This window comes from Pseudomonas sp. FP1740 (assembly GCF_030687165.1).
Taxonomy (GTDB): Bacteria; Pseudomonadota; Gammaproteobacteria; order Pseudomonadales; family Pseudomonadaceae; genus Aquipseudomonas.
Genome location: NZ_CP117461.1, coordinates 4649501 through 4664988, shown reverse-complemented (window position 1 = coordinate 4664988; position 15488 = coordinate 4649501). Strand labels below are relative to the sequence as shown.

At 58.6% G+C, this 15488-nt stretch carries 24 protein-coding genes; 23 read left to right on the top strand and 1 reads right to left on the bottom strand.

The genetic code is table 11. The features are described from left to right. Positions 1 to 9 precede the first annotated feature (9 nt). The 4 genes from PSH69_RS20640 to PSH69_RS20625 all read left to right on the top strand — a co-directional run bounded on the left by PSH69_RS20640 (position 10) and on the right by PSH69_RS20625 (position 2140). The gene (locus PSH69_RS20640) at positions 10 to 555 is read left to right on the top strand and encodes a hypothetical protein (protein ID WP_305409653.1); all 546 of its coding nucleotides are present in this window, start codon (positions 10 to 12) and stop codon (positions 553 to 555) included. A 534-nt stretch (positions 556 to 1089) separates the two neighbouring features. Then, the gene (locus PSH69_RS20635; protein WP_305409652.1) at positions 1090 to 1452 is read left to right on the top strand and encodes a hypothetical protein; all 363 of its coding nucleotides are present in this window, start codon (positions 1090 to 1092) and stop codon (positions 1450 to 1452) included. Between the two features lie 83 nt (positions 1453 to 1535). After that, a complete protein-coding gene (locus PSH69_RS20630; protein WP_305409651.1) occupies positions 1536 to 1715 on the top strand; it encodes a hypothetical protein in 180 nt (59 codons plus the stop codon). Continuing rightward, a complete protein-coding gene (locus PSH69_RS20625) occupies positions 1712 to 2140 on the top strand; it encodes a proteasome subunit beta (protein WP_305409650.1) in 429 nt (142 codons plus the stop codon). Before PSH69_RS20630 ends, PSH69_RS20625 begins: the two co-directional genes overlap by 4 nt. 31 nt (positions 2141 to 2171) lie before the next feature. On the opposite strand, the gene PSH69_RS20620 is transcribed toward PSH69_RS20625, so the two are convergent. Next, positions 2172 to 2387, bottom strand: a complete 216-nt coding sequence (locus PSH69_RS20620) for a hypothetical protein (RefSeq protein ID WP_305409649.1) — start codon at positions 2385 to 2387, stop codon at positions 2172 to 2174. A 75-nt stretch (positions 2388 to 2462) separates the two neighbouring features. Here PSH69_RS20620 and PSH69_RS20615 point away from each other — a divergent pair, with 75 nt between their 5' ends. The 19 genes from PSH69_RS20615 to PSH69_RS20525 all read left to right on the top strand — a co-directional run bounded on the left by PSH69_RS20615 (position 2463) and on the right by PSH69_RS20525 (position 15481). Beyond that, positions 2463 to 3062: a hypothetical protein gene (locus PSH69_RS20615; RefSeq protein WP_305409648.1), complete on the top strand. Its 600-nt coding sequence runs from the start codon at positions 2463 to 2465 to the stop codon at positions 3060 to 3062. 1 nt (position 3063) lies between these two features. After that, positions 3064 to 4548, top strand: coding sequence for a terminase (locus PSH69_RS20610; RefSeq protein ID WP_305409647.1), 1485 nt, complete (start codon positions 3064 to 3066; stop codon positions 4546 to 4548). 3 nt (positions 4549 to 4551) lie between these two features. Further along, complete coding sequence (locus PSH69_RS20605) at positions 4552 to 5958, top strand: DUF4055 domain-containing protein (protein ID WP_305409646.1); 1407 nt, start codon at positions 4552 to 4554, stop codon at positions 5956 to 5958. Next, positions 5959 to 7074: a hypothetical protein gene (locus PSH69_RS20600; protein ID WP_305409645.1), complete on the top strand. Its 1116-nt coding sequence runs from the start codon at positions 5959 to 5961 to the stop codon at positions 7072 to 7074. Continuing rightward, the gene (locus tag PSH69_RS20595; protein WP_305409644.1) at positions 7071 to 7322 is read left to right on the top strand and encodes a hypothetical protein; all 252 of its coding nucleotides are present in this window, start codon (positions 7071 to 7073) and stop codon (positions 7320 to 7322) included. Before PSH69_RS20600 ends, PSH69_RS20595 begins: the two co-directional genes overlap by 4 nt. Beyond that, positions 7319 to 7462: a hypothetical protein gene (locus PSH69_RS20590; protein ID WP_305409643.1), complete on the top strand. Its 144-nt coding sequence runs from the start codon at positions 7319 to 7321 to the stop codon at positions 7460 to 7462. Before PSH69_RS20595 ends, PSH69_RS20590 begins: the two co-directional genes overlap by 4 nt. A gap of 123 nt (positions 7463 to 7585) precedes the next feature. Further along, complete coding sequence (locus PSH69_RS20585; RefSeq protein ID WP_305409642.1) at positions 7586 to 8329, top strand: DUF6651 domain-containing protein; 744 nt, start codon at positions 7586 to 7588, stop codon at positions 8327 to 8329. 12 nt (positions 8330 to 8341) lie between these two features. Beyond that, positions 8342 to 9310 (top strand): major capsid protein, encoded by a 969-nt coding sequence (locus tag PSH69_RS20580; protein WP_305409641.1) that lies wholly within the window; start codon positions 8342 to 8344, stop codon positions 9308 to 9310. Positions 9311 to 9355: 45 nt separating this feature from the next. Beyond that, positions 9356 to 9613 (top strand): HeH/LEM domain-containing protein, encoded by a 258-nt coding sequence (locus PSH69_RS20575; RefSeq protein WP_305409640.1) that lies wholly within the window; start codon positions 9356 to 9358, stop codon positions 9611 to 9613. A 4-nt stretch (positions 9614 to 9617) separates the two neighbouring features. Continuing rightward, a complete protein-coding gene (locus tag PSH69_RS20570) occupies positions 9618 to 10115 on the top strand; it encodes a DnaT-like ssDNA-binding protein (protein ID WP_305409639.1) in 498 nt (165 codons plus the stop codon). Beyond that, a complete protein-coding gene (locus PSH69_RS20565) occupies positions 10115 to 10516 on the top strand; it encodes a hypothetical protein (protein ID WP_305409638.1) in 402 nt (133 codons plus the stop codon). The genes PSH69_RS20570 and PSH69_RS20565 overlap by 1 nt, the downstream gene beginning before the upstream one ends. Next, the gene (locus tag PSH69_RS20560; RefSeq protein ID WP_305409637.1) at positions 10516 to 10953 is read left to right on the top strand and encodes a hypothetical protein; all 438 of its coding nucleotides are present in this window, start codon (positions 10516 to 10518) and stop codon (positions 10951 to 10953) included. Before PSH69_RS20565 ends, PSH69_RS20560 begins: the two co-directional genes overlap by 1 nt. An 8-nt stretch (positions 10954 to 10961) precedes the next feature. Then, on the top strand, positions 10962 to 12254 hold the full coding sequence (locus PSH69_RS20555; protein WP_305409636.1) for an SGNH/GDSL hydrolase family protein: 1293 nt from the start codon (positions 10962 to 10964) through the stop codon (positions 12252 to 12254). Positions 12255 to 12259: 5 nt separating this feature from the next. Next, a complete protein-coding gene (locus tag PSH69_RS20550) occupies positions 12260 to 13027 on the top strand; it encodes a hypothetical protein (protein ID WP_305409635.1) in 768 nt (255 codons plus the stop codon). A gap of 49 nt (positions 13028 to 13076) precedes the next feature. After that, positions 13077 to 13646, top strand: a complete 570-nt coding sequence (locus PSH69_RS20545; protein ID WP_305409634.1) for a hypothetical protein — start codon at positions 13077 to 13079, stop codon at positions 13644 to 13646. Further along, the gene (locus PSH69_RS20540) at positions 13646 to 14065 is read left to right on the top strand and encodes a phage tail terminator-like protein (RefSeq protein ID WP_305409633.1); all 420 of its coding nucleotides are present in this window, start codon (positions 13646 to 13648) and stop codon (positions 14063 to 14065) included. Before PSH69_RS20545 ends, PSH69_RS20540 begins: the two co-directional genes overlap by 1 nt. A gap of 70 nt (positions 14066 to 14135) precedes the next feature. Next, positions 14136 to 14783, top strand: coding sequence for a phage tail protein (locus tag PSH69_RS20535; protein WP_305409632.1), 648 nt, complete (start codon positions 14136 to 14138; stop codon positions 14781 to 14783). Positions 14784 to 14792: 9 nt separating this feature from the next. Continuing rightward, positions 14793 to 15176 (top strand): phage tail assembly chaperone, encoded by a 384-nt coding sequence (locus PSH69_RS20530; protein WP_305409631.1) that lies wholly within the window; start codon positions 14793 to 14795, stop codon positions 15174 to 15176. A 17-nt stretch (positions 15177 to 15193) separates the two neighbouring features. Further along, entirely contained in the window at positions 15194 to 15481 is a 288-nt protein-coding gene (locus PSH69_RS20525; RefSeq protein WP_305409630.1) for a DUF1799 domain-containing protein, read from the top strand. Positions 15482 to 15488: the final 7 nt, after the last annotated feature.

The window sequence follows — 15488 nt, the reverse complement described above, 5'->3', positions numbered from 1 at the left end:
GGGATTCAGATGACATATCGCAATGTGGTATCCGCTGTAGTTCGCGCTCTGGCCGCCGAAACCATCAACTCGGCCGGCGGGTGCAATCTGGAACCTCGCGTCCAGTGCGCCAAGCAGAAGGGGGAGATCGTCGGGAAAGAGGCTGCGTTCCTGACTGACTGCTGGGTATTCGGTCGCCTGCATAAGGGGCTGGAAGCTTCCCAGTGGCGCGCTCTGGTGGCGAAGTTCTCCACGCACACCGATCGTAAGCATGCAGCCATTGCCGAGCTCACACGCGCCATCCGTTCGCCAGCGCCTGAGCGGTTCCGCCACTGTGCCGTCGTCACCTGGGCATTGCCGAAACTTGCTGGCGTGGAAGGCAAGCGCTCGACGAACATCTTGCCGGCCGGGTGGTATGAGATGGACAACTGGACGGATGAGCCGCACCCGATCAAGACCCAAGAGCGCTGGAGAAGGGACATTCGCAAGAGCCTTGAGTCGGCGGTAAACGAGGCTTTGCAAGCGGCTCAAGAAATTCTTGATCGCGAAGGCTTAATTGGCATGGAAGCTGCTTGACAATGAATGAGCCAGTGAGCCATTATCTCCTCATCCTGTCGATCTTGCGCGTTAGGGATTGACACAAAGAAGCCCGACCATTGCGTCGGGCTTTTTGTTTTGTGGGTGAATGCTCAGGCTGATGAGCGCACAACGGCAACGCTTGCGGATTAAACGTGTCACCGTCCTGCCGACAAGCAGGATCCGCGGCCGATCGTGACTGAGCCATGCCGGAGATCAGCGCCGGCCATCCGCACCAGAGCATGGGGCGTCAACCCTCTGCGGCGTAGATCTGAGAGTTTTCAGGGAGCCAAAAGAAGTTGACCGACTGAGGGGCGGTGCCTCGGTGCCAATTCAAGTCCGGCAAGCCTCTCGACGATGCTCAAATCGCCCGGCAAGCCCAGCCATAAACCAGCTGGGCTTTTTATTTCCCAATCCACCGCTCCCCAGCGGTTTTGGCCGCCCATACCGCGGCCTTTTTTATTCCCCTTCGCCGAGAATCCCGAGGCGCTTATGAGATATCAAGCTATGTCAGAGCCAGGACCATTTACCGCCTTGGGTGGTATCGCGCTCTACAAGCTCGGGGCCTTCGGTTTCGTGGCTGTCCTTGCGGCAATCGTCGTGATGGCAATGACGCTGCCTAAGACGGTTCGCGAGTTCGTTGTCGCGATGATCAGCACAACTGTCTCCAGTATCTGCGGGGGCGCCTTTATCGTCCGCTGGTTCGATCTGGGCGCATGGGCTAGTGACGACATCGGCCTGATTGCGATCGGCGGGATCATCTTCGTCTGCGGCCTCCCTGCGTGGGTTCTGGTCCGCGCCTGGTTCAAATGGGCCGAGAATCGAAAGGACAAGGATCTGGCAGAGCTGGCTACGGACCTGCAAGACCTGAAGAAGACTGTCACGGGCGGGCAATGACGTGACAGCGCAAATCACCTGTTAAACCAAAGGGTGCCTGGCTTCGTGCGGGCGCCACTCTCTACACAGCCCATGGTGACGATATGGCCCGGAAAGTCTTCCTGCTTGCCTATCACCCATGGTGGTTTCGCCTCTACGTGGTGGCAGTCAACACCTTCGCCTATATCGCAGGACTCGAGGTCGACACCGACAAGCTCGAAGCCCAGGGGCGGAAGGCGACCCGGTATCGCGAGATCGAACCAACCGATGAGGCCAGCCAATGACGACCATCGCCTACAAGGACGGGATCATCGCCTATGACGGTCGAGTCTCGCGAGGTGGGACCATCGTTTACGACGACTTCGACAAGATGCGCGAACGTGACGGGGTGACTTTCTTCGGCACTGGCGCGACAGGCGAGATCAACGAACTGATTGGCGCCTGGTTTGGTGAAGAGATTGTAGGCGAATGTGAGGCGAGCGCCCTTGTTCTGCATGACGGCGACCTGACGTTGATCGGGTATGCCCAAGGCAAGGTGTGGAAAGCGCCGTGCGTGCTCGACAGGCCATATGCAATCGGCAGCGGCTCGGATCACGCTTATACCGCCTTCGACATGGGCGCAACCGCCTACCAAGCCGTCGAGATGGCAGCCAAGCGTGACACCAGCACTGGCGGCAAGATCAGAACGCTTACCGTGAAAGCGGAATAGTTGTGCCGCAGGTGAATGCGGCACGGGTGTATCACTCAGCCTTTACTTTCAGTGCTGCCTGGATCTGGTCGGCATATAACGAGAGGCGCTCCAATTCCTCTTTCAAAATCTCCGCTCTATCCGGGGCGTTAGAAACCTTCGAGTTGATCAGCTCGAGAGCCGCTGCAACAGCAGCTTCTCGAGTGATTAGCGGTGAGCCGACCCCAGACATACCGGATCTATTTAGATTCTTGAACAAGTCGGACATGTTGCTTTCCTTGCGTTGAGTTGAACCCAATCAATACCGGCAACCAGCCGCCATTTCAAGTATCAGAGATATCCCATGACCGCAAAGCAACCCGACTGGGAGGCGATTGAACGAGCCTACCGGGCTGGTGCGCTTTCCATCAGAACCATCGCTGACCGGAACGGCATCAGCGACACCGCAATCCGCAAGAAGGCCAAAGCCTCTGGATGGGCGAGAGACCTTTCCGAGCAAGTCCGCAAAGAGGTTCGCAACAAGTTGGTTCGCGGCGAGGTTCGCGAAGATCAATGTGCGAACCCTGAGCGGGATGCCGAGATCGTCGAGGAGGCTGCTGAGGAAGGCGCCCGAGTTGTTCGCAGTCATCGCCGGGACATTCGCAAGGCCACGAACCTCGCGAACCTGTTGATGGATGATCTGCTGACGACCATCAGCAAGCGGGAAGAGATCGAAGACTCGATCGACGAAGAGACCAAGGAAGATAGCAACGGCATGCGGCGGGCGAACATGCTTTCCGCTGTCAGCCTGCCGAGCAACGCCAAGACGCTGTTTCAGTTGTCATCGGCCATGAAGAACTTGCAGGTCCTTGAGCGTCAGGCATTCGGCCTGGACGACAAAGAGCAGCCCGGAGACTCGGACGAACTATCCAAACTGATGGATGACCTATCGAAGGAAGCCTGACATGAAGCCCGAGCACATAGCGCTGCTCCGGGACAAGCGTTGGAGGCTGAACAATCTCTACTTCATCACGGACAAGCAGGGCAAGAAGGTCCGCTTCCGGATGACGGACGAGCAGGTCGAGTACTTCGATGGGCTGCATACCCGCAACATCATCCTGAAGGCTCGGCAGCTCGGCTTCACCACCGAGTGCTGCATCATCCAGCTGGACGCGGCGCTGTTCGAGTCGGCAAAGTGCGCGCTGATCGCCCACACCCTGAACGACGCCAAGCGCCTGTTCCGGGAAAAGGTCAAGTACGCCTACGACAATCTGCCGATCGAGATCCGCAAGGCCAACCCGGCGCGCAATGATGCATCCGGCGAGCTGGTGTTCAGCAAAGGCGGCTCGATCTACGTTTCCACGTCCTTCCGGGGCGGTACGCTGCGCTATCTGCATGTGTCAGAGTTCGGGAAGATCTGCGCCAAGTTCCCCCACAAGGCCCGCGAGATTGTCACCGGCGCCTTTGAGGCTGTGGCCACCGATTGCTTTGTCACGATCGAATCGACGGCAGAGGGGCGGTCGGGCTACTTCTTCGACTACTCCCAGAGCGCTGAAAAGCAACAACTGTCCGGCGTGCCCTTGGGCCTGCTGGACTGGAAGTTCTTTTTCTTCTCCTGGTGGAAGAACAAGGACTACCGCCTTGACCCTGACGGTGTGGTCATCCCGCAGCGCCTGACCGACTACTTCAATGAGTTGGCAGCCAAGCACGGGATCATCACGAACGACGGCCAGCGCGCCTGGTACGCCGCCAAGGAGAAGACCCTCGGCGACGACATGAAGCGAGAATATCCGTCGCTACCTGTTGAAGCGTTCCAACAGTCTGTCGAAGGCGCCTATTACGCCCAGCAGTTCGCCAAGCTGTACGCCAACAAGCGCATCGGCAAGGTTCCAGACAACAGTCACCTTCCGGTGATGACCTTCTGGGACATCGGCGTCGGCGACTCCACGGCCATCTGGTTCGTGCGTCAGGTCGGCACCGAGTATCACGTCATCGACTACTACGAGAACTCCGGCGAAGGCCTGAGGCATTACATGAAGGTGCTCAAGGACAAGGGTTACACCTATTCCGAGCACTGGGGGCCGCACGACATCGAGAACCGGGAGTTCGGCAGCGACGCCAAGAGCCGCAAGGATATCGCCAAAGAGGGCTATGTGATCGATGGCGATAAGTATTCCATCCGGTTCCAGGTCGTGCCCAAGACAGCCGTTGATACCGGCATTGAAGCGGCGCGGGAGATCCTGCCGCTCTGCGTGTTCGATGAGTCCAAGTGCGAAGAAGGCATCGGGCACCTCGAGAACTATCGCAAGGAGTGGGACGAGAACCGCGGCTGCTGGAAGGACAAGCCACTCCACGATCGAACCTCACACGGCTCCGACGCCTTCAGATACTTCGCTGTCGCCAAGACCAAGCGTGTACGCACCGCATCCACCGCACCTCTGAGAATTTGACCTATGAGCAGTGACGATCCAAGCAAGACACTGCCCGCAGTGGACGCCATGCGCGAAGACTGGGCCATCGTCGATCCTTTGATGGGCGGCACCAAGGCGATGCGGGCTGCCGGTGAGCAGTTGCTGCCGAAGTGGCCGAAGGAGGAGAGCGAGGACTACTGCAATCGCAAGAACCTTTCGACTCTGCTGCCTGCCTACAGCGAGACGGTCAAGAACATGACTGGACGCGTGTTCGCCGAGCCGATCGTGCTGGGTGAGGACGTGCCAAAGCCCATCGAGGCCTACACCGAGAACTTCGACCGCCAGGGCAACAACCTGCAGGTCTGGGCTCAATCGTTCTTCAGCCAGGCGCTGTCGCATGGCCTGTGCCACGTTCTGGTCGACTATCCAAAGACGACCGACGGCGAAGGCAACAAGACAATCATCACTAAGGCCGACGAAAAAGCGGCAAAGGTTCGCCCTTACGTCGTCATGATCCGGCCTCAACAAGTGCTGGGCTGGCGTTCGAGCTCTGTTGATGGCGAGCACGTCCTGACCCAGTTTCGGTACATGGAAGAGGTTGAGGAGGACGACGGCGCTTTCGGCACTAAGTCTATTGCCCAGATCCGCGTGCTTGTACCTGGCGCATGGGCGACGTATCGAATGGCGACGGTTAAAGGCCAGAAGGGCTGGAGCCTGCATGAGCAGGGCACCAACTCGCTCGGTCATATCTCGCTGGCAACGCTCTACACCAACCGTACCGGCTACATGACGGCCAAACCGCCACTGCTCGAACTGGCTCACCTCAACGTGAAGCACTGGCAGTCCCAGAGTGATCAGGACAACATCCTGCACGTTGCCAGAGTGCCGATGCTTGCTATCTCAGGCATTGATGACGACACCTGGGAGCTGAAGGTCGGCACTGCGTCCGCGACCAAGCTGCCAACCAATGGCAAGATGGAGTGGGTCGAGCACACTGGCGCATCGATCGAGGCTGGCCGTACGTCGCTGGCTGACCTTGAAGACCAGATGCGGATCGCTGGCGCCAAGCTGCTCCACAAGGAAAAGCAGGCGGTGAAGACCGCGACCCAGGCTGAGGATGAGGCTGCTCAGGAACTGAGCCCGCTGCAGACCATGGCCGGGCAACTCGAAGACGCCATCGACCAGGTGCTCCAGTTCTTCGCCGAGTTCACCGGCGAGAAGGAAGGCGGGCATATCCAGATCAACGGCAACTTCGACTCGGATTTCATCCCGGAAACGACTCTGCCGCTGCTGCTGAACCTGGCCACGCAAGGCAAGATCTCGGACGAGACTCTGTTTTCCGAGCTTCAGCGCCGCAATGTGGTGTCGCAGGATATCGACTGGACGGAAGAGCAGGCGCGAATCGCCACACAGGGGCCAGCAGAAGGCCCAGCACTCGGAGCCCTCTAAATGCCAACCGTCAACCAGATACTCGAAGACGAGCAGATCGCGCATGCGGTCAGCCTCGAAAAGTACAAGGTTGGCGTGGTCCGGCGGATCATTGCGCTGCTGAACCGGTCAGATGCTGACCTTTCGGCAGCGCTGGCTGCTGCACTGGAGCGCTTGCCTGCGGAATCCTTCACCGTTGAGCGCCTGGAGCTGCTGCTGGATCAGGTGAGGCTGATCAACAGTCAGGCCTATGCCTCTGTGGCCCAAGCGCTACAGGACGACTTGAAGGACTTGGCAGGGTATGAGGTGAACTGGCAGCAGGCGCTGTTCGAGAAGGCCATTCCCGAGCCGGTGCTGGTCCGCTTTCCGATTGCCAGTGTCAGCGCCGAACAGGCCTATGCTGCGGCGATGTCCCGACCGTTCCAGGGTCGCTTACTGCGCAACTGGGGCGAGGAGATCGCCGCCGACCGTATGGTCAAGGTCCGCAACGCGATCCGCACCGGCTACCTAGAAGGCAAGACAACCGACCAGATCATCCGCAGCATTCGTGGCTCTCGGGCTACGGGATACGCTGATGGGTTCCTTGAGCGGCCCCGCAAAGACCTTGCAGCGGTCGTCAGGACGGCTGTCAGCCATACCGCGGCGACTGCCCGGCAAGAATTCAACAGCGCCAATGAAGAGATCCTGAAGGCCGAGCGCTGGGTGTCCACGCTCGACAACAAGACCTCGCCGATGTGCCGTATACGCGACCAGCTTCAGTACACCGTTAACACGCACAAGCCGATCGGCCACAAGGTGCCTTGGCTTCAAGGTCCGGGCAAGATCCACTGGTGCTGCCGGTCGACATCGAGCGCAGTGACCAAGAGCTGGAAAGAACTGGGCATGAACATCAACGAGATGACCCCGGCCCAGCGTGCCAGCATGGACGGCCAAGTCCCGGCGAACACCACCTATAGCGAATGGCTCAACCGCCAGTCGGACGCCCGCAAGATCGAGGTGCTCGGCCCGGCGCGCTATCAGTTGCTGAAGGATGGCAAGCTCGATCTGGAGGACTTCTACACGCCAACCGGCGAGTGGATGACGCTCGACCAGATGCGTGCGCGCGACGCAGCAGCATTTGCTAAGATCGCAGCATGACCGACAAACCCCGCTTCCACGTAATCGACGGCACCGCTCCACCGGATACCCCGGCCGAGCAAGTGCGTCGTCGTGTGCGGGCGATGCCAAAGCCTGAAGCGATGATTCAGTGCCATCGCTGCGGCGGCAGGGAAGTGATCGAGACCAAGATCGGCATACTGATGAAGAACGGCAAGCCAACTGGCGGGACGAAGGTGCTGCTGTGCGTCTGTTGCCTGCTGAATGGGGAGAGGGTGGTGATCACATGATGCAAGAGCTCAGTAACGACGACATGAAGGCCGGCATCAAGGCCGTTCTGGAAGCCCGTGCCGACCGTGCGCGAATTGACCGCATGATCGGTCTCACCCTGTTGCTGGCTGCCGCACTGGCGTTCTGCGTCACGCTATAGCGTGACGCAACGAATTCAAACAGCCCTGGCATCCGCCGGGGCTTTTTTATGGGCGCGATTCCGGATGGATAGCGCCGAACCGGGCCGGATGGCTCAGAAACGGGCGGATGCCTGGAGATCTATATGAAACTGAAACTCGACGAGCAAGGCCACGCAGTTCTGCAAGACGGCAAACCGGTTTACATCCATGACGACGGCAAAGAGGTGCCATTCGACGCGCCTGGTACGGTCGCCACGATCACCCGGTTGAATTCCGAAGCCAAGGTCCACCGTGAAGGCAAAGAGGCAGCTGAAAAGCTGTTGAAGTCATTCGACGGGATCGAGGACGGCGCCGCCGCCAAGAAAGCCCTTGAGCTTGTTGCAAACCTCGACTCCAAAAAACTGGTGGATGCCGGTGAGATCGAAAAAGTCAAAGCTGAAATTAGCAAAGCCTTCCAGGCCCAGCTGGATGAAGCCAATGGCAAAGCAACGACTTTCGAGAAACAGCTCTACGACGAGAAGATCGGCGGCTCTTTTGCCCGCTCGAAACTGATCGCCGAAAAGTTGGCTATCCCAGCAGACATGGTGCAGGCCCGATTCGGTCAGGCATTCCGAGTTGAAGAAGGCAAAACCGTCGCCTACGACCAGCACGGCAACAAGATTTACAGCCGCGCACGACCAGGCGAAGTGGCCGACTTCGACGAAGCGATGGAAACCCTTGTCGAGCAGTACCCCTATCGCGACCAAATCCTCAAGAGCTCCGGCGGCAACGGCGGTTCAGCTCCTAATGGCGGCGGTGGCAATCCGAATACACCGAAAGGCGACCTCGGCGGCTCCAAGACGGAGCGTGTCGCGGCACTCGCTGCTCGGTTCCCCGATCTGAAATAAAGGAATCAAGCCATGTCCCTGTCCCAAATGCAGGTTTTCAACCAGTACATCATGCCAGCGACCATCGAGACGCTGGCGCAGATGGTCGAGAAGTTCAACGCCGCCTCGGCTGGCGCCATCCGTCTGACCACTGAAGGTTTCGATGGCGATTTCCTGCAGGAGTCGTTCTTTGCTGCGATCCACTCGGCTCAACGCCGTGTTGACCGTTACGCAGCCCAGGCATCCGCTGCAGCCACCGACCTGACCCAACTCAAGCGCTCCTCGGTCAAAGTCGCTGGTGGTTTCGGCCCGATCCGCTTCGAGCCAGGCCAGCTTACCTGGCTGAGCAAGCCGACTACCGAGGGTATCGAGGTTGCATCGCGCAACTTCGCCGAAGCCATGCTTAAGGACCAGCTGAATACCGCCATCGCCGCTCTGGTAGCTGCGATCGGTAACCAGGCTGCCGCCGTGAACGACGTGAGTGCGACTCTGGGCGTCAGCTATGCCGCCATGAACGACGCGCATAGCAAGTTCGGCGACCACTCCGGCAACATCGTGGCAAGCGTCATGAGCGGCGTTACCTATCACAAGCTGATCGGCGCCAACCTGACCAACACCCAGCAACTGTTCCAATCGCAGAACGTGCGAGTGGTAGACATCCTGGGCAAGGCCGTGATCGTTACCGACGCCCCGGCGCTTTCCATCGCTGGCACTCCGAACAAGTTGGCAATTCTGGGCTTGGTTGATTCCGCGGCCATCGTCCATGACGCCGGTGACGTGATCAGCAACATCGAAACCAGCAACGGCCAGACCCGCATCCAGACCACTATGCAGGTGGATTACACCTTCGGTCTGGGTCTCAAGGGCTACACCTGGGACGAAGCGAACGGTGGCAAGTCGCCAACCGACGCCGAGCTGGCTACCGGCACCAACTGGGACTTGGTGGCTTCCAGCCTCAAGCACTCCGCGGGCGTCCTCGCTCTCGGTGATGCTGCCAAGTAATGATCTGGGCGGGGCTTCGGCTCCGCCCATTCACCGGAGATTGAAATGGGCAAATTCACAGGCGTTGCGTATGAGCCGCATCCAGTTTCGCCGGAGCGCAAGGCAGAACTGCGCGATCAGGGTCTCAAGATCCTCGACATCCGATTCAAGCCGGAAGATGAGGGTGATGACGCGGACGCGGACTACGCGAAATTGAAGGTCGATGAAATCAAGGCTCTTCTGGAAAAACGAAGCGTCGCATTTGATGCCTCGGCCAAAAAACCAGAGCTTCTTGAGCTGCTGGTAAATTCGAAAGAGGCGTAACCCCATGGCTCTCGTCATCGAAACAGGGTTGATCGTTCCGGGTGCCGAGAGTTTCGCCACGGCTGCCGAGCTGGTCGCCTATGCCACGAACTTCGGCCGGGTGATTCCGGCTGATACGCCATCGCAGGAAGCCTTGCTGCGCCGCGCTGCGCTTGAGATGAGCGCGAAGCCCTGGAAGGGGCACACGGTGAGTCCGCTCCAGACGCTGGCATGGCCTCGGTATGAGGTCTGCCTGAACAAGTGGCTGCTGCCGTCCAATGCGATTCCGGCGCAGATCAAGGCCGGGCAGATGGCCTTGGCCACCGAGATCCATGCCGACGATCTGGCACCGCCTGAGCTGAAGAAGGGCGCCGTCGTCAGGGACGTGGTAGTGGGTGCGGTAGAGCGCCAATACGCGACCGCAGCGCCGAACATCGCCAAGGCCGCCGCGATTCGCCAGTCCTACGCCCAGTTCGCCGGGCTCCTTGAATCGTCCAGCCAGATCAGCTTGCGGAGGTCCTAATGGCCTTTTACAACGAAATGGCAGACATGGCGCTGGAGATGATCGAGGAGTTCGGTCAGCCCGCCGTGCTTCGATCGACTGCCGATGACGGGTACGACCCAGATACCGGCTCCACGACTCCTGGCACGGTCACCGAACAGATTGCCAGTTGCATCGTGAGCGACTTCACGGGGCAGGAGTTCCAGAACAACAGCCTGATCAAGCAGGGCGACAAAAAGGTCAAGATCCCTGCTCGCGGGCTTGTCGCGCCTGCGCTGCTGAGCAAGGTCATCTGTGAAATAGAAGCGCCCAACATCTACGACTACTTCACCCGGCCGTACTCGACGCTGACCGTGATGAACGTCAAGGAAGTGAGCCCAGCAGGTATTCCGATCATCTACGAAGTTCAAGGGAGGCGCTGATGAGTGCTCCAACGATCGCGCCTCTTCCAGCTCCGCCGGCCCGAGCAGAAGCTCCGGCGGACTTTACGTCGAAAATGGATGCATTTGTCGCAGCGTTGCCTGACTTCGCAGCCGAGGCGAATGCTGTTGCGGGGTTTGTTGAAGAGAACGCAGCCAGGTCAACCTATACCCTGATCTCGTGGGCCTATACACAGGCGTTTCAAGCCGTGACGGCCACTCGTGACGCGAACGGCGCGATTGTTACGGCCAGCATCGTTTGGCCTGACGGCATAGCAGGCGTGTTCACAACCGATGTCGCCAGCACCGCCTTCCCCGGCGCCATTGACGCATGGCACGCCACCTACGCCAGCACGCCAGCAAAAACCATCACGCAGCCAACGGTCACCCGCGATGCAAGCGGCGCCGTCATCGCTCAGCCAGCCATCACAATCGTTTAGGGTGACCCATGAGTATTCTTGACGCGCCGGGGCTGAGCAAAACGCAAGCAGACACGTTCTACGCCAGTAAAAGCGCTCTGTCCGACAAAGTCCCAAGCACATCAACCGGAGACATAATGGTCCCGCTGGCGTGGGATAACGCAGATAATGTTGCTCTCTGGCTGCAATATGGGCAACTCGGCGCCACAGGTATCGCACCACCCCTGGCCGACATCATTTCCGCGTTTACGATAGCAGCCAATAATCTCGCAAAAACCAGTTCAGATGGTCGCACCCTGTTCAAGTATCGGGCTACTGCGGGGAAGTTGCGCGCATCACTGTTGCAACAGGTCAAGGTGTTGGTCACTGGTGACTCATGGGGCGAACTGCCGCCTCTTTCACAGGCCATCGCAGATCGCTTATATGCATTGTTCGGCAAGAGTGCCGATGGATGGGTCTCAGTCAACGCAGGCACGGCTACGCTAAATGGCATTACCGCCACTCTTATAGGTGTATGGACGCAATATGACGCATCCGTGGCCGGTATCGCTCCGGCGCATGGATGCGGCATTGATGGTAAATCTATTTCTACCACGGCAACCGATGGCCGATATTTGGTTGGAAATATCACCTCTACGGAGGTCGAGATTTTTTATCAAGACCTAAATGGGTACTTCGAGTACAAGGAATCTGATTCGGGCACTTGGAAAACAGTAACGTGCACTAATACAGACACAACCAAATCGGTCAAGATAACCGGAATGGCCAATATAGCAAGGACGATTGAGGTTAGAACTACCGCCGCAAATACTGGCACGGTTCAGATTCACGGACTGTATTTTACTCGTGATTCGGTATCAGGCGCGATCCTTAATAAATGTGGTAATGCCGGTTCAATCGCGCAGAACCTCGCGGTGTTCTCCAGCAAGATTGGCTATTACGCTACCAAGATGGATCCCGATGCGGTAGTCATCATCCTCGGCACTAACGACAACCGCGTTGCCGTCACTGTTGCAGATTTCGAGCGTCATCTTACGACGCTAATAAATGCATACCGCGCTGCCGTACCGAATGTCGGGATCATTCTGTTCGCGCCAGCACAGACAAATGGCGTTGCTACGGTGCCATTGGTTAATTTCCGAAACTCCATGGCGCGCCTCTCCGCTACTCTTGGTTGCGAGTTCTATAGCTTGTACGATGAGTTCGGAACTTGGGCGCAAATGAGTGCTCTCGGGGCATTTGATGACGACTTCCATTTGAGTACGTCCGGCTCGCAAACTCCTGCCGGACGCCTCGGCATAAAATTCTTCAACGACAGGTGATCTAGATGGCAGTGACTAACGGCCTGAAACTGGGGAGTGCGGTTCTCCCGGGGACTCACCGCAAATTATCTAGCTTCACTGAATTGGTGCTGCCGAATTCAGCAGGCCTAAAAGGCCTCTACTTGATTAACGGAAATTCACCGGCCAGTTTGAAAAATTACGCAGATCCGGCGAAACCTCTGACGGTAGTCGGGTCACCATCGTTCGGCACATTCGGCGCAACACTCGATTCGTCAAATTATTTCAATACGGGGCTTGTTGAAGATGTTAACCGTACTTGGCTAGTGATCGTCGCCCCCAAACCAATAACTGCAACTGTCGATCGCGCATGTCTTGTTTCAAATCGCCGTTTTGAACCGGGGTCAGGATTCTTTCGCGGAGACGCCATGCAATGGGAAGAAACGCGAGTCCTACAGAATCGTTATGACCGAACCCAGGTCACATCGGGGCAAGCTCCGGGGATGTTTATTACCGGTGCGGTTATGACAGCTTGGAATGGATTCGCAGGAGTAGTTCAGGCCGATGGCGTAGCCCGTACAGGATGGCGAAAGAACGGAACAACTACTTGGACGGCTGATTCGGTGGCCGGTGCTAGAACGGTGTATCCGGATTTTCCAATTCTCATCGGAGGTACTTATACCGGTGACGCCAGTTCATCTACCGTTGCACTTGTCGCGATGCATGATGCTGCTTTGACCAAGGCAGAGATCGAGGCGAACTTTACATACCTCAGTGGCTGGTTGGTCGCGCTGAGCGGAATCGCACCATTCTGATACGCCATTGGCGTTGACATTCAGCCTGCACAACCATCGAGGCGCGCAGATGAGCTTCTCCCTGGACCTGAAGGCGTTCGCCGCGAAGGCCGAAGCCAATGCCGAGACCGTCATCAAGAAGGTCGCCATCGACCTGCTGGGCGCCGTGGTGGATCGATCCCCCGTCGGCAACCCCGAACTATGGGCAGCCAACGCCACCGCGACCCAGTACAACAATGAAGTGTCCCGGCTGAATGCCGAGCTGCGCAACGATCCGACGAACCTCACCAAGAATGGACGGATGAAGCCCGGGCGCTTGATCAAGGACAGCATGGACCTCACCGCCGGCGCCGGGTATGTCGGCGGGCGCTTCCGGGGCAACTGGCAGGTGTCGTTTGACGTGGCCAAGACCGGCACGCTTGAGCGCATCGACCCGTCGGGCAACGACTCGAAAGGCGAAGGGATAGGCGTCATCCAAGGCTTCACGACTCAGGTCGGCACCATATGGATGATGAACAACCTGCCTTACGGCCAGCCGCTCGAATATGGGCACTCGACCCAGGCTCCGGCCGGCATGGTCCGCATCTCCGTCCTCGAAGTGCAGATGTTCATCGATAAAGCCGTCTCGGAGCTTCCCTAATGTCGGACAAGATCATCCGCAGCCTGTTTGAAGGCCGCCTGAAGACGTGGGCGACTGCCCGGGTTCCGGCGCTGCCGATTGCCTATGAAGACGTCGCCTTCACGCCGCCAACGGATGGCTCACCCTACCTGCGCGCCTTCCTGCTGCCGGCCAACACGACCAGCGAAGACCTTGAAGGCAAGCACACGGCTTACCGTGGCGTCTTTCAGGTCAGTGTCGTGACTAAGGCCGGGATCGGTCGCGGCGCCGCTGAGTCGATCGCCGACGAGGTTGCCGCACTGTTCCCGAACAACCTCGCACTGACCAAAACGACTTTCACCGTCTACGTCCGCTCGCCGATGGCGACCGCCTCGGCCCAGCAGGGCGACACGACCACCACGCTGCCGCTGTCGATCCAGTACCGGGCCGACACCAACTAATCCGCCCATTGGGCAAACCCAGAACCCGCCATCGAGCGGGTTTTGTCATTTCTGCATAGAGGAAACCCCCATGGGATACAAACTGCCCAATGGCGCGACGTTCGAACACGCCGCGACCTACGCCGCACCACTCGCTTTCTCGGCCATCTCCAACGCCTCCGAAGCCATCTGCACCACCGTCGGCGCCACCCTGGTAGCCGGCGACATTGTGCAACTCACCTCCGGCTGGACGCTGCTCAATGGCAAGGTGGTCCGCGTCAAGGCCGCGACCGCGACCGCGATCACCCTGGAAGCGATCGACACCACCAGCACCCAGATTTACCCGGCCGGCTCCGGCGCGGGTACGCTGACCAAGGTGCTGACCTGGACCCAAATTCCGCAGATCACCGACGTGGCTTTCTCCGGTGGCGACCAAAACTATGCAGACATTGTCTTCCTTGAAGACCAGCAAGGCCGTCAACTGCCGACCGACAAGTCAGCTGCCAGCATGGTGCTGACTGTCGCTGATGATCCGACTCTGGCCTATGTGGCCATCGTCACCGCTGCAGATGCTGCGAAGTCGATGCAGGCCGCCCGGTTGAACCTGCCAGGCACTGACAAGCTGTACTACGGCGCCTACACATCGTTTTCGCTCCAGCCGGCCGTCTCGCGCAACAATCTGCTGACGCGCACCGTCTCCCTGGCGCTGCAAGCCGCACCAACCCGCTACCTGTCGTAAGGAAACCACATGGCCAGCTTCAAGATTGCCCAGAACGCCACGTTCAAAGCTGAAGTCGAGATCCCGCGTGTTGGGCTCGACCCGGTAAAGGTCGAATTCGAGTTCAAGTACCGCGACCGCAAGGAGCTGTCGAAGTACTACGACAAGTGGAACGCTGAGCGCGATGCCTTGATCCAGGAGTCGATCAAGGATGGCTCAACGTGGGAAGAAGCCACTGCCGGGCAGATTGCGCTGGAGGCTGGCCAGCTCAAGGACATCGTCGTCGGCTGGAACTTCGAAGAGGCCTTCACCGATGAGGCGATCACTGAACTGGTAACGACTTGCGTAGGTGCGCCAGCTGCCGTGATTGAAGCCTATCAGGCTGCCTACGCGGTAGCCCGCCGGGGAAACTGATTGCCGCGGCACGCGCGATGTACGAACCGCGTGCCTCAGCCGATGACATGGCGATGTTCGGCCTGACACTGGATGACATTGACGACGAGGTGGAGGTCTGGCCAGACAACTGGCCAGCCTTCCGCTTGTTCAATGCACTCGGTACCCAGTGGCGAACCGGTCCAGGCGGCGCGACCGGACTGGATTACTCAGTCGTTCGTGAGGTGGCCATCCTCATCGGCCTAAAGAAGCGGCAAATCCCCGAACTATTTCCTGACCTTCAAGTAATGGAGGCCGAAGCGCTCGCTGTCATGGCTGAGGCGTAGTGAATTT

Excerpts from the sequence above, each read along its gene's own strand:
- PSH69_RS20640 (WP_305409653.1), top strand. The coding sequence starts at position 10 with ATGACATATCGCAATGTGGTATCCGCTGTAGTTCGCGCTCTGGCCGCC.
- PSH69_RS20630 (WP_305409651.1), top strand. The coding sequence starts at position 1,536 with ATGGCCCGGAAAGTCTTCCTGCTTGCCTATCACCCATGGTGGTTTCGC.
- PSH69_RS20625 (WP_305409650.1), top strand. The coding sequence starts at position 1,712 with ATGACGACCATCGCCTACAAGGACGGGATCATCGCCTATGACGGTCGA.
- PSH69_RS20620 (WP_305409649.1), bottom strand. The coding sequence starts at position 2,387 with ATGTCCGACTTGTTCAAGAATCTAAATAGATCCGGTATGTCTGGGGTC.
- PSH69_RS20615 (WP_305409648.1), top strand. The coding sequence starts at position 2,463 with ATGACCGCAAAGCAACCCGACTGGGAGGCGATTGAACGAGCCTACCGG.
- PSH69_RS20610 (WP_305409647.1), top strand. The coding sequence starts at position 3,064 with ATGAAGCCCGAGCACATAGCGCTGCTCCGGGACAAGCGTTGGAGGCTG.
- PSH69_RS20605 (WP_305409646.1), top strand. The coding sequence starts at position 4,552 with ATGAGCAGTGACGATCCAAGCAAGACACTGCCCGCAGTGGACGCCATG.
- PSH69_RS20600 (WP_305409645.1), top strand. The coding sequence starts at position 5,959 with ATGCCAACCGTCAACCAGATACTCGAAGACGAGCAGATCGCGCATGCG.
- PSH69_RS20595 (WP_305409644.1), top strand. The coding sequence starts at position 7,071 with ATGACCGACAAACCCCGCTTCCACGTAATCGACGGCACCGCTCCACCG.
- PSH69_RS20590 (WP_305409643.1), top strand. The coding sequence starts at position 7,319 with ATGATGCAAGAGCTCAGTAACGACGACATGAAGGCCGGCATCAAGGCC.
- PSH69_RS20585 (WP_305409642.1), top strand. The coding sequence starts at position 7,586 with ATGAAACTGAAACTCGACGAGCAAGGCCACGCAGTTCTGCAAGACGGC.
- PSH69_RS20580 (WP_305409641.1), top strand. The coding sequence starts at position 8,342 with ATGTCCCTGTCCCAAATGCAGGTTTTCAACCAGTACATCATGCCAGCG.
- PSH69_RS20575 (WP_305409640.1), top strand. The coding sequence starts at position 9,356 with ATGGGCAAATTCACAGGCGTTGCGTATGAGCCGCATCCAGTTTCGCCG.
- PSH69_RS20570 (WP_305409639.1), top strand. The coding sequence starts at position 9,618 with ATGGCTCTCGTCATCGAAACAGGGTTGATCGTTCCGGGTGCCGAGAGT.
- PSH69_RS20565 (WP_305409638.1), top strand. The coding sequence starts at position 10,115 with ATGGCCTTTTACAACGAAATGGCAGACATGGCGCTGGAGATGATCGAG.
- PSH69_RS20560 (WP_305409637.1), top strand. The coding sequence starts at position 10,516 with ATGAGTGCTCCAACGATCGCGCCTCTTCCAGCTCCGCCGGCCCGAGCA.
- PSH69_RS20555 (WP_305409636.1), top strand. The coding sequence starts at position 10,962 with ATGAGTATTCTTGACGCGCCGGGGCTGAGCAAAACGCAAGCAGACACG.
- PSH69_RS20550 (WP_305409635.1), top strand. The coding sequence starts at position 12,260 with ATGGCAGTGACTAACGGCCTGAAACTGGGGAGTGCGGTTCTCCCGGGG.
- PSH69_RS20545 (WP_305409634.1), top strand. The coding sequence starts at position 13,077 with ATGAGCTTCTCCCTGGACCTGAAGGCGTTCGCCGCGAAGGCCGAAGCC.
- PSH69_RS20540 (WP_305409633.1), top strand. The coding sequence starts at position 13,646 with ATGTCGGACAAGATCATCCGCAGCCTGTTTGAAGGCCGCCTGAAGACG.
- PSH69_RS20535 (WP_305409632.1), top strand. The coding sequence starts at position 14,136 with ATGGGATACAAACTGCCCAATGGCGCGACGTTCGAACACGCCGCGACC.
- PSH69_RS20530 (WP_305409631.1), top strand. The coding sequence starts at position 14,793 with ATGGCCAGCTTCAAGATTGCCCAGAACGCCACGTTCAAAGCTGAAGTC.
- PSH69_RS20525 (WP_305409630.1), top strand. The coding sequence starts at position 15,194 with ATGTACGAACCGCGTGCCTCAGCCGATGACATGGCGATGTTCGGCCTG.